Here is an 11,628-nt window from a genome sequence, read left to right on the forward strand (position 1 = left end):
GTAACAGGATTCGGTTCCTTGTCCATCACGAGGTGGCTCTTTTCGGAAACGCTGTTGCACTATGTCCACAATGTGGCGTGCTTGCCCGGCGCGGGGGGCGCGGGTAGAGCGGGCCGGATACGCTTCCTGCCCTGAAGGACTCTGCCGATGCTCCGCCCCTCGCGCCTCGCGGTTGGCCTGTTCGCCGCCCTCGCTCTGTCCGCCTGCGGCGGCAAGGCGGCGCGCCCCGCGGGCGATCTCGCCGCCTCCAAGGTGACGACGATCGGCGTCAACAGCTATCTGTGGCGCGCCTCGCTCGACACGCTGAGCTTCATGCCGCTGCTGCAGACCGATTCCAATGGCGGCGTTATCGTCACCGACTGGTACGTCAATCCGCAGGTGCCGAGCGAGCGAATGAAGGTGACGGTGTCGATCCTCGACCAGGACCTGCGCGCCGATGCGGTGCGCGTGGCCGCGCTGCGCGAGATCAACCGCAATGGCCAGTGGATCGCCGCCCCGGTCGAGGCTGCGACGACGCAGAAGCTGGAAGACATCATCCTCACCCGCGCGCGTGACCTGCGCCGCGGCGCGATCACCGGCTGAGGCAGCGACCCACGATGGCGTCACGCTTCAACGCGTTCAAGGCCGACGCGCACTGGCAGCAGGTATGGGACGAGTCGCAGACCTTCGCGGCGCGCGACGACAGCCCCAAGCCGCGCAGCTACGTGCTCGAGATGTTCCCCTATCCGTCGGGGAAGATCCACATGGGGCACGTGCGCAACTACACGATGGGCGACGTGCTCGCGCGCTATCGGCGGATGACCGGGCATGAGGTGCTCCACCCGATGGGGTGGGACGCGTTCGGCATGCCCGCCGAGAATGCGGCGATGGAGAAGAAGGTCCATCCCGGCGAGTGGACCCGCCAGAACATCGCGGCGATGAAGGCGCAGCTCAAGCGGCTGGGCTTCGCGCTCGACTGGTCGCGCGAGCTCGCCACCTGCGATCCCAGCTATTACGGCCACGAGCAGGCGCTGTTCCTCGACTTCTACCGCGCCGGGCTGGTTTATCGCAAGGAATCGGCGGTCAACTGGGACCCGGTCGACATGACCGTGCTCGCCAATGAACAGGTGATCGACGGTCGCGGCTGGCGCTCGGGCGCCCTGGTCGAGAAGCGCAAGCTGTCGCAATGGTTCCTGCGCATCACGCGCTTCGCGGACGAGCTGCTCGACGGGCTCGATGCGCTCGAGCATTGGCCGGACAAGGTCCGGCTGATGCAGGAAAATTGGATCGGCAAGAGCCAGGGGCTGCAGTTCCGCTTCGCCCTGAGCGACGGCGACAGCGTCGAGGTCTTCACCACCAGGCCGGACACGATCTTCGGCGCCAGCTTCGTCGCGGTCGCGGCGGACCATCCGATCGCGCAGGCGCTTGCCGCGCGCGATCCGGCGGCCGCCGCGTTCATCGAGCGCTGCAAGCAGGGCGGCACCACCGCGGCCGAGCTCGAGACGCAGGAGAAGCTCGGCTATGACACCGGGCTCACCGCGGCGCACCCGCTCGGTGCGGGCGACCTGCCGGTGTACATCGCCAATTTCGTGCTGATGGAGTATGGCACCGGCGCGGTGTTCGGCGTGCCCGCGCACGACCAGCGCGACTTCGAGTTCGCCAGCAAATATGCGCTGCCGATCCGCCGCGTCGTCGCCGACGGCGAGCGCACCGACCCGGCGTTCGACGGCACCGAGGCCTATACCGGGCCGGGCACGTTGGTGAACTCGCACTTCCTCGACGGCCTCGCGGTCGAGGAGGCCAAGCGCGTCGTGATCGAGCGCGCCGAGCGCGAGGGCTGGGGGCTGGGTTCCACCGTCTACCGCTTGCGCGACTGGGGCGTCAGCCGCCAGCGTTACTGGGGCACGCCGATCCCGATCATCCACTGCGCCGCCTGCGGTGAGGTAGCGGTGCCGCGCGAGCAATTGCCGGTGGCGCTGCCCGAGGACGTCAGCTTCGACGTGCCGGGCAACCCGCTCGAGCGTCATCCGACGTGGAAGCACGTCAGCTGCCCGCAGTGCGGCGGCGACGCGCTGCGCGACACCGACACGCTGGATACCTTCGCAGACTCGTCCTGGTATTTCATCCGCTTTGCCAGCCAACCTGAGGATCGCCCGTTCGACCGCGAACAGGCCGAGCGCTGGCTGCCGGTGGGGCAATATATCGGTGGGGTCGAGCATGCGATCCTGCACCTGCTCTATGCGCGCTTCTGGACGCGCGCGCTGCGCCATGTCGGTCTGATCGATGTCGCCGAGCCGTTCACCGGTTTGTTCACCCAGGGCATGGTGACGCACGAGACCTACAAGGCGGCGGACGGCCGCTGGCTTGCGCCCGAGGAGATCGGCGGAGGGCTCGAGCTCGCCACCGGCGCACCGGTGACGGTCGGCCGGGTCGAGAAGATGTCCAAGTCGAAGAAGAACACGGTCGATCCGGCGCCGATCGTGGATCAATACGGTGCGGACGCGGTGCGCTGGTTCATGCTCTCCGACTCGCCGCCCGAGCGCGACCTGGAGTGGAGCGAGAACGGCATCGAGGGCGCGTGGCGATTCGTCCAGCGGCTGTGGCGACTGTTTGACGCCGTCGGCGAGGGTGCGGCGGGGGAGGGCGCCGACGCGGCGCTCGACCGCAAGCTCCACCAGACGATCGCCGGTGTCGGCGCCGACATTGACGCGCTTTCGTTCAACAAGGCGGTGGCCAAGCTGTACGAGCTGGTCAATGCGATCGAGAAGTCCGCACCTTCTGCGTCGCGCGACGCGGCCATACGGACGCTGGTGCGCGTGGTCGCGCCGATGGTTCCGCACATCGCCGAGGAAGCCTGGGCGACGCTCGGGGACGGTGGGCTGGTCGCGGACCTGGCATGGCCCGCGGTGGACGCTGCGCTGCTGGTCGAGGACGAGGTGACCGTCGCGATTCAGGTCAACGGCAAGCTGCGCGACACGCTGACGCTCCCCAAAGGGCTGGCGCGCGAGGAGGTCGAGGCCGCCGCGCTCGCGAGCGACAAGGTGGTTCGCCTGCTCGAGGGCCGCGCGCCGCGCAAGGTCATCGTCGTGCCCGACCGGCTGGTCAACGTCGTCGCATGACCCGCGCGCGGCCTGCTCCTTTCCTACCGGCTGTGCTCGTGCCGCTGGCGCTCGCGGTCTCCGGCTGCGGGCTCAAGCCGCTGTACGCCGGCGGCAGCGCCAGCCCGGTCGCCGCGACACTGGGCAGCGTCGATGTCGCGCCGATCCAGGGCAGATCCGGTTGGCTGATGGCCAATGCGCTGCGCGACCGGCTCGGCGCCATGGGGCAGGCGGGGAGCAGCGCGCGCTACCGCCTCACCGTCCGGCTCGACGATGGCATCGTCGGTCTGGGCACACGCAGCGACGATTCGGTCGCGCGCGAGCGGCGCAGCTTGCGCGCGCGCTATCAGCTGATCGATGCGGCGCAGGGCACGGTGTTGGTCGACGCGACGGCGGGATCGGACGCGGGCATCGACGTGGTTGGCTCCGAATATGCCACGATCGCGGCGGAGAACACCGCGCTGGAGCGGCTCTCCGACACCGTTGCAGACCAGATCGTCGCGCGACTGGCGCTCTACGCGCGACGGACGCAGCCCACGCAGCCATGAAGGCGACCGAGGCGCGCCTGATCGCCGCGCTCGATCGGCCGCCGGCGGACCTGCGGCTGTATCTGCTTCACGGTCCCGACGAGGCCAGCGCGCAGGCGCATGCGGCGCGGCTTGCCCGCGCGCTGGGGCAGGGGGCCGAGCGTATCGATCTTGATGGTGCGGCGCTGCGCTCCGATCCGGCGCGGCTGAGCGACGAGGCGGCGGCGATCTCGCTGTTCGGCGACGCGCGATATGTCCGGGTGACCAACGCCGGAGAGGAAATCGGCGAAGCCGTCAACGCGCTGCTGACCGCCGACCAGGCGGGCAACCCGGTGATCGTGATCGCGCCGACGGTCAAGGCGACGGGCAAGCTCGTCAAAGTGGCAATCGACTCGGACCGGGCGCTCGCCTTTGCCTGCTATCCGCCCAACGCACGCGATGCCGCCACGGTGGTCATGGATCTTGCGCGTGCGGAGGGACTCAGGCTGGCGCCCGCTGCCGTGCCGCGGATCGTGCGGGCGAGCGACGGTGATCGCGCGGTCATGGCGCGCGAGATTGAGAAGCTGGCGCTCTACCTCGATGCGGCGCCCGACCGCCCACGCGATGTGGACGAAGAGGCGCTCGATGCGATCGGAGCAGATATCGCAGAAGGTGAGATCGGCGACGTGATACTCGCGACGACAGGAGGGGACGTGGCTGCGCTGGTCGAAGCGCTTCGCCGCATGGCAGGCGCAGACACCTCGCCCATCCCCGTGCTGCGCGCGCTGGGCCGCCGACTGGTTGCGCTCGTCGATATGCGCGCGGCGGTCGACTCGGGCGAGGGCGTCGACCAGGTGATGAAACGTCACCGCGTCTTCTGGCGCGAGGAGGCGAGCACCGCAGCGGCGCTGCGCCGCTGGCGCGTTCCCGCGCTGGCGGCAGCGTTGGCAGCGGCACGCCGGACCGAGCGCGAGGTGATCGCGGCGGGACCGACCGGACGGGTGGTGGCGGAAAGCTTCCTGCTGCGCCTCGCACAACGCGTGGCGCGGTGACCAAAGTCTGCGCCTCGGCCTAAGCCGGCGCGCGTCCATGGTGCCGCACGCGGCTCATCCACAACGCTGCCACGCTTATTACGGCGTCAGATCCGTTCCCCGCTGAGACGCTGGCACACCATATCGAGCTGCTCGAGCGAGCTATAATCGAGTGTGATCGAGCCGCGCCCGTCATCGTTGAAGCTGATATGGACTTTGAGACCGAGCAGGTCGGCAAGCTGGTTTTCCAGCGCGGCGATATCGGCGCTCCCGCCGCTCGCCGCGGCCAGTTCGCGCGCGTCGCGCGGCCCGGCGCGTACCGACGACCCCTCGCGCGCACCCCGCTTTTCACCACTCGCGAGCTTCTCGGTTTGCCGGACCGACAATCCCTGCGCCGCGACCTGATCGGCAAGCGCGCGTGGATCCTCCGCGCCGATGATCGCGCGCGCATGCCCCATGGTCAGCGAGCCTTCCACGACACGCGACTGTACCTCGTCGGGGAGGTCAAGCAAGCGCAACAGGTTGGCGATGTGGCTGCGCGACTTGTGCACCGCGCGCGCGAGCGCTTCCTGCGTATGTCCAAATTCGTCGATCAAGCGCTGATAGGCGCGCGCTTCCTCGATCGCGTTGAGATCCTGACGCTGGATGTTTTCCAGCAGCGCAATCTGAAGCGTTTCGCTGTCGCTATACTCCCGAACAACCACCGGCACTTCGTGGAGCCGCGCCCGCTGCGCCGCCCGCCAGCGTCGCTCGCCAGCAACGATCTGATAGTCGTGGCCATGCGGGCGGACGATGATCGGCTGGATGACCCCGCGCGCCGCAATCGACTCCGCCAATTCGTTGAGCGCCGCCTCGTCAAAGTGACGTCGCGGCTGCTCGGGATGCGGTGCAATCGCGGAGACCGGGATCAGGCGAACCGCGCCACGCGCAGGGGCATCGCTCGCCTCGCGCTCGTCCTGAGCCACGTCCCCCAGCAAGGCATTCAGCCCGCGCCCTAGACCACCACGCGCGCGGCGCGCCCCTGCATCACTCATGCCGCTACATTCTCCTCACGGGGCAGACGCTGTATCAGCTCGCGCGCCAAGGCTATATAGGCCTCCGATCCGCTGCACCGATGGTCGTAGATCAAGGCGGGTAGACCGTGACTCGGTGCTTCCGATAGACGCACGTTGCGCGGGATCACGGTATCGAACACCACCTTGCCGAGTACCGCCCGCACATCGGCCGACACCTGTTCGGTAAGCCGGTTCCGCCGATCGTACATCGTCAGGGCGACGCCCAGAATTGAGAGCGACGGATTGAACCGCGAGCGGATGCGCTCAACGGTGTTGAGCAATTGACTCAGCCCTTCAAGCGCAAAGAATTCGCACTGAAGCGGCACCAGCAAGGCGTCTGCGGCGACCATGGCGTTGATCGTCAGCAAGCCGAGGGAAGGGGGGCAGTCGATCAAAACCACATCCCAACTGCGCTGCGCCCGATCGATCGCACGTCGTAGCCGATGCGTTCGGTCGCTCGACTCGACGAGCTCAATCTCCGCACCGGACAGGTCCACGGTCGCCGCCACGAGATCGAGCTTCGGGATCCCGGTCGCGACGGCGACGTCGCTGAGGTCGGCATCATCCAGAAGAATGTCATAGCTAGACCGCTCCCGCTTTGCCTGATTCACGCCCAGACCGGTGGACGCATTTCCCTGCGGATCAAGGTCGATGAGAAGAACACGGTGTCCGGAGGCGGCGAGGGCGGTGGCGACGTTGATCGCGCTGGTCGTCTTGCCGACGCCGCCCTTTTGATTGGCGATAGCGATGCAGAACATCAGGTATTTACTCCATCGGCGATGACGATGAGTGACTCGGCATCAGTAACGCTGTGTTCCACGTGGAACATACCCTGCCAGCGTTGGCGGACGGTGGCAATCTCACCCGCGCTGCTGCGGCCGCGTGGGAAGATAAGCCGCGTCGCAGCGGTGCGAACATGCGTGGTCATCGCCAGCAAAGTTTCGAGTGGCGCTACCGCTCGGGCGGAGATGACGTCGTACGGCGTCGTGGGCAGTGCTTCAACGCGCCCACGGACGATGGTAACGTGAGCCAAACCAAGTGACGCCACAGCATCGGTGAGGAATTCAACCCGCCGCGTGCGTGGCTCGACTAGCGTGACGGGCAGGTCCGCGATCAGCGCGACAACCATGCCCGGGAAACCGGCGCCCGTGCCGATGTCAAGCCACGACCGCGCTGCTCCTTTAAACGTGACGAGCTGGGCCGAATCGAGAAGGTGCCGCGACCAGATCGTCGCCTCCGTCGCCGGCGCGATCAGATTCTGACGTCCATTCTCTTGGACGACCATCTTACCGAACGTCTCCAGCCGGTCGCAGGCGCCCAAGGAGAAACGAGCTGCGATCCACGCCTTGGCGTCATCCTCGCTCACGCCGATTTCCGCGCGTGAAGCCACAAGGCTGCCAAGGCAGCCGGCGTGACGCCGCGGATGCGTGACGCCTCACCCAGCGTTGACGGACGCGCGGCTGTTAAGCGCTCCACCATCTCATTAGACAAGCCAGCGATCGCGCGAATCTCGCCGACCGAGGGCAAGGCGACTTCCGCATCCGCCCGCATGCGCTCGATCTCATTTGCTTGCCGTTTGAGGTAAGGGGCGTAGCGGTGATCCTCCTCCACTTCGGCAAGGACAGTCGCATCGATCCCGTCGGTGTTACCGCCGCGTGCGCGCGCTCGCATGTCCTCTCGCGCGGCGAACTGTTCCGCCCGAGTGTTCCGAACAAAACCGCCGGCAATGCCGATGCCCGTCAACCGACTTTCCGCATTGTCGGCGCGTAGGGCGAGCCGATATTCGGCACGCGCGGTGAGCATGCGGTAGGGCTCGCTGATCCCTTGAAGCACCAGGTCATCGACCATGACTCCAATATAGGCGCTTGCCCGATCCAACGTAAAAGGCTCGAGCGAAAGCGCGTGCGCCGCGGCGTTCAAACCGGCGATAAGCCCCTGCGCGGCTGCTTCTTCATAGCCGGTGCTGCCGTTGATCTGCCCGGCGCAAAACAGCCCGGGTAATGTGGCGACCGCAAGACGATGATCGAGCGCACGCGGGTCGAGGTAGTCATATTCGACGGCATAGCCATAAGCCAGGATGCGCGCTTGCTCGAGCCCGGTGACACTGCCGATCAGCGCGTCCTGGGTCTCGCGTGAGAGCGACGTCGATATACCGTTGGGGTACACAATGGGATCATCGAGGCCCTCCGGCTCAAGAAAGATCTGGTGGCCGTCGCGATCGCCAAAGCGATGCACCTTGTCTTCGATAGACGGACAATAGCGTGGGCCGTTACCATCGATCGCGCCAACGAACAGCGGCGAATCCGCCAGCCCTGCGCGAACGATGTCATGGCCCTTATCGTTCGTCCGCGTGATCGAGCAGGCGAGCTGGGGCAGGGCAGGGGAGCCACTTCGCAGGAACGACATGCTCCATGCGCCGAGATCAGATGGCTGACGTTCAAGTCGTGCCCAGTCGATCGTGCGACCGTCTAGCCGAGGTGGCGTGCCGGTCTTCAGCCGTCCTAGCGGCAGCCCCAGCGACATGAGCTGCACGCCGAGAGACTTTGCTGGACGCTCATCGATACGGCCGCCCTCGAAACGCTCGGCACCGCGAAACAAGCGGCCATTGAGGAACGTACCCGTCGCTAGAACAACGGCACCAGTAAGGTACGTTGAACCGCCTGCACCCTGAACGCCAGAGACGGTGCCATTCTCGATCGTCAGCGCGATGGCTTCATCGGAAACTACATCCACGCTCGTGTAAGCGCACAACTGTCGCTGGATCGAAGCACGATATTGCTTCCGATCTGCCTGCACCCGCGGACCGTGCACAGCTAGACCTTTCGATCGATTGAGCATGCGACGATGGATCGCTGCCTCGTCCGCAGCGATACCCATCATCCCGTCAAGCGCGTCGATCTCACGGACGAGATGCCCCTTGCCGACTCCCCCGATCGAGGGATTGCACGACATCACGCCGATCGTAGCAGCCGATTGCGTCATCAACAGCACACGCGCGCCGCGCCGTGCTGCCGCAGCTGCCGCTTCGGAGCCGGCGTGGCCACCCCCGACCACGACGACGTCGTAATGTTTCACGTGGAACAACTCACTTGCCGAGACAGAAACGGCCAAACAGCGCGTCCAGCATCGTCTCGGTTGCGTTCGCACCCACTAGCCCGGCGAGCTCCACACGCGCAACGCGCAAATGTTCCGCCACCAGGAGAATGTCGCCGCAACCACGCACGTCCTCGAGGGCCCGTAGCACCTGTGACACGGCCGTACGCTGACGAGCATGGAGCGTCACGTCAGAGGTGAGGGTCATGACGTCGGTGGCCGCCGTGTTGAGCCGATACCACAGCGCCGTGATCGTGTCGGGCCAGAGTGTCGACACGGTCAGTTCGTGCCGATCGCTTGCGACGATGAGGTCACCCTTGGAGCGGATGGTAAGAGCACGCTCCGGTGCGTCTTCAGGCTCACCCAGCCACAGGATCACATCGGCCTTCGTAATCAGGTCCTGCGCTCGCTCAATCCCCGCCTGCTCCACCGGGTCATTCGTCGCGACGGCGAGACCAGCCGTGTCGCACAAGCGGAACGGCATTCCGGCGCGAACCACCTGAGCCTCGAGCACGTCGCGCGTCGTACCTGCGATCGGGGTGACGATCGCAGCGTCGCGCTCCAGCAGCGCATTGAAGAGCGACGACTTGCCGGCATTGGGTGGACCGGCAAGGACCACCAGTAGACCGTCACGCAGCCGCTCAACACTCGGCTGCGCCAGTACGGCCTCCATCTCCTCCCGAACAACATCGACAGCGCCAGTCGCCAGGATGGCGTCGTCCACCGACACGTCCGCGTCATCGTCATAGTCAATCGCCGCTTCGACGCGGGCCGCAGCAACATCGAGCGTCGCCATCCAACGCCGGATCGTCGCGCTCAGCTTACCCTCGCTTGCTGCGAGCGCGGTGCGACGTTGCGCTTCCGTCTCAGCGGCGAGCAGATCGGCGAGCCCCTCCGCCTGAGTGAGATCCACGCGCCCATGCGTCAGCGCCCGCCGCGTGAACTCGCCCGGCATCGCCAGCCTAAGTCCGCCGAACATAGCCAGCGCGGTCTGTACCGCCGCCACGACAGCGCGCCCGCCGTGGAGGTGCAACTCGACCAGATCCTCACCGCTTGCGCTTCCCGGTCCCGGAAAGGTGAGTACCAATGCACGATCGAGCGGCCTTCCGGCACCGTCGCGCAAGGTCCGCAAGACGGCGTTGCGGGGCGGGGGAAGGGGACCGCCCAGCGCCTCCGCCGCGGCGAACGCCCGGCGCCCGCTGATCCGCATGACCGCGATCGCCGCCGGCGGGCTACCGCTCGACAAGGCAAAGATCGTATCGTCAAAGCCCGCCATTTAACCGGACGTCTTGGTCGACGGCGACGCGAACAGCTGGCGCCAGAAATCTATCCCGGCATCGTTCATCGGCGCCCAGCTTCGCATGACCGAGGCCATCGCCTCGGGCGCGACTCCCCCTTCGAACGCCCCGCGCATCTTGGCGAGATAAAGGTCATGGAGCGCGGTGAGATCGGGCAATCCCATCATGCGTCGCGCCTCCTCGGGCGTACAGTCCAGCTCGATCGTCACCTTCATCGTCAGGGCTCCTTGAGCGCGTCCATCGCGCGCATTAGCGTCGCAGGACTATGCCCGTGCTCGCCGACCTACCGCAACGTCCGTGCGGTGCGGCAGCCTCGGCCCGAAGGAAGGATCGCACCATGACCGCTCTCGTCAGCATCACTACGCTCGATGGCGCCAGCATGCCGGCCTACCGCGCCGACCCCGCGGAAACGCCCCGTGGCGCGATCATCGTGATCCAGGAAATCTTCGGCATCAACGCAGGCATCCGCCGCAAATGCGACACGTTGGCCGAAGCGGGCTATCTCGCGATCGCGCCCGACCTGTTCTGGCGTATCGCCCCAGGCATTGAACTTGATCCCGACGTGGCGCCCGAAATGGAACGAGGCCTGTCGCTGATGGGCGATTTCGACCAGGACGCCGGCATCCGCGACATCGAGGCGACGATCCGCTATGCGCGCGGCGAGGGGGCGGGCAAGGTCGGCGCGGTCGGCTACTGCCTCGGCGGACGACTGGCCTATATGACCGCAGCGCGCACCGACGTCGACGCGAGCGTCGGCTATTATGCGGTCGGCATCGACGGGCTGCTCGGCGAGAAGCACGCGATCGCGCGACCGCTGCTGCTCCATATCGCGGGCGCGGACGGCTTCGTCGACGCCGCCACGCAGCGGGCAATGCACGAGGGGCTCGACGATCACCCGCGCGTCACGCTCTGCGACTATCCCGGCGAGGACCACGGCTTCGCCACCGAGTTCGGCCGACGGCGGTCCAATGACGCTGCCGAACGCGCCGACGCACGCACCGCCGCCTTCTTCGCGGAGCATCTCGGCTGAGCGGGCATGCTCAGCCGTCGTCGGGGAAGGTCCACGCGTCGATCGCCGCAAAGCCGGCAAAGCCGAGCGCGCGCAAGCGTCGCCGATAGCGCGACTCATCGATCCCGCCGAGCGCGATCGCTCGCACGGGTAGGCCTCGTGCGATCAGCGCGGCGCGACAGGCGCCGAGCCCGCGGGCACCAAGGTGCGAGCGCGTCGCGAACACGGGGGAGACGAACACGATAGCGGCGCCGGCGCGCACCGCCGCCACCGCTTCGCGTCGCGAGTGCGCCGGCGAGGTCATCAACCCGCGACCACGCCGGCCATGAACGCCTTGCTCGCCGCGAAAGCGTGTCGCGCCCGCGCGAACCAACATGAGCCCGCGCCGCCGCGCCACCGCGGCGACCCGCGCGAACATCCGTGCCCGTTCGCGGGAAGGTGTCGCATGGTGGCGGAACACCACGCCAGCGCCGCGCGGCAGCCGCTCTAGCGCGGGCCAGAGCGCGTCACCCTGACGTTCGTCGGTCATCAGCCAGCGGTCGGGGTGGCGGGGGCGCAT

12 protein-coding genes are annotated in these 11,628 nt (G+C 67.0%); 5 read left to right on the forward strand and 7 right to left on the reverse strand.

Going from position 1 to position 11,628, the window contains the following annotated elements; all coding sequences use genetic code 11:
* The first annotated feature begins 147 nt into the window (after positions 1–147).
* The 4 genes from ACMGDM_RS06730 to holA are packed head-to-tail and all read left to right on the forward strand — an operon-like array spanning position 148 to position 4,635.
* Positions 148–582, forward strand: coding sequence for a DUF3576 domain-containing protein (locus ACMGDM_RS06730; protein WP_436803323.1), 435 nt, complete (start codon positions 148–150; stop codon positions 580–582).
* Between the two features lie 14 nt (positions 583–596).
* Positions 597–3,098 (forward strand): leucine--tRNA ligase, encoded by a 2,502-nt coding sequence (gene leuS / locus ACMGDM_RS06735; protein ID WP_436803324.1) that lies wholly within the window; start codon positions 597–599, stop codon positions 3,096–3,098.
* Positions 3,095–3,625 (forward strand): LPS assembly lipoprotein LptE, encoded by a 531-nt coding sequence (lptE, locus tag ACMGDM_RS06740; RefSeq protein ID WP_436803325.1) that lies wholly within the window; start codon positions 3,095–3,097, stop codon positions 3,623–3,625. Before leuS ends, lptE begins: the two co-directional genes overlap by 4 nt.
* On the forward strand, positions 3,622–4,635 hold the full coding sequence (holA, locus tag ACMGDM_RS06745) for a DNA polymerase III subunit delta (RefSeq protein ID WP_436803326.1): 1,014 nt from the start codon (positions 3,622–3,624) through the stop codon (positions 4,633–4,635). Before lptE ends, holA begins: the two co-directional genes overlap by 4 nt.
* 86 nt (positions 4,636–4,721) lie before the next feature.
* On the opposite strand, the gene ACMGDM_RS06750 is transcribed toward holA, so the two are convergent.
* Genes ACMGDM_RS06750 through ACMGDM_RS06775 form a run of 6 tightly spaced genes read right to left on the reverse strand, consistent with a single transcriptional unit; the run spans position 4,722 to position 10,275 of the window.
* Entirely contained in the window at positions 4,722–5,648 is a 927-nt protein-coding gene (locus ACMGDM_RS06750) for a ParB/RepB/Spo0J family partition protein (RefSeq protein ID WP_436803327.1), read from the reverse strand.
* Positions 5,645–6,427, reverse strand: coding sequence for a ParA family protein (locus ACMGDM_RS06755; protein ID WP_436803328.1), 783 nt, complete (start codon positions 6,425–6,427; stop codon positions 5,645–5,647). Before ACMGDM_RS06755 ends, ACMGDM_RS06750 begins: the two co-directional genes overlap by 4 nt.
* Positions 6,427–7,035, reverse strand: coding sequence for a 16S rRNA (guanine(527)-N(7))-methyltransferase RsmG (gene rsmG, locus ACMGDM_RS06760; protein WP_436803329.1), 609 nt, complete (start codon positions 7,033–7,035; stop codon positions 6,427–6,429). The genes ACMGDM_RS06755 and rsmG overlap by 1 nt, the downstream gene beginning before the upstream one ends.
* Complete coding sequence (gene mnmG, locus ACMGDM_RS06765; protein WP_436803330.1) at positions 7,032–8,744, reverse strand: tRNA uridine-5-carboxymethylaminomethyl(34) synthesis enzyme MnmG; 1,713 nt, start codon at positions 8,742–8,744, stop codon at positions 7,032–7,034. Before mnmG ends, rsmG begins: the two co-directional genes overlap by 4 nt.
* 10 nt (positions 8,745–8,754) lie before the next feature.
* Positions 8,755–10,038, reverse strand: a complete 1,284-nt coding sequence (mnmE, locus tag ACMGDM_RS06770) for a tRNA uridine-5-carboxymethylaminomethyl(34) synthesis GTPase MnmE (RefSeq protein ID WP_436803331.1) — start codon at positions 10,036–10,038, stop codon at positions 8,755–8,757.
* Complete coding sequence (locus ACMGDM_RS06775) at positions 10,039–10,275, reverse strand: DUF6489 family protein (RefSeq protein ID WP_436803332.1); 237 nt, start codon at positions 10,273–10,275, stop codon at positions 10,039–10,041.
* A gap of 122 nt (positions 10,276–10,397) precedes the next feature.
* On the opposite strand from ACMGDM_RS06775, the gene ACMGDM_RS06780 reads away from it, so the two are divergent.
* Positions 10,398–11,090 carry a dienelactone hydrolase family protein gene (locus ACMGDM_RS06780; protein WP_436803333.1) on the forward strand — a complete coding sequence of 231 codons (693 nt, stop codon included), beginning with the start codon at positions 10,398–10,400 and terminating at the stop codon, positions 11,088–11,090.
* Positions 11,091–11,100: 10 nt separating this feature from the next.
* On the opposite strand, the gene ACMGDM_RS06785 is transcribed toward ACMGDM_RS06780, so the two are convergent.
* Complete coding sequence (locus tag ACMGDM_RS06785; protein WP_436803334.1) at positions 11,101–11,598, reverse strand: thiamine phosphate synthase; 498 nt, start codon at positions 11,596–11,598, stop codon at positions 11,101–11,103.
* Positions 11,599–11,628: the final 30 nt, after the last annotated feature.

The organism is Sphingomonas larreae (assembly GCF_051400595.1).
GTDB lineage: Bacteria > Pseudomonadota > Alphaproteobacteria > Sphingomonadales > Sphingomonadaceae > Sphingomonas.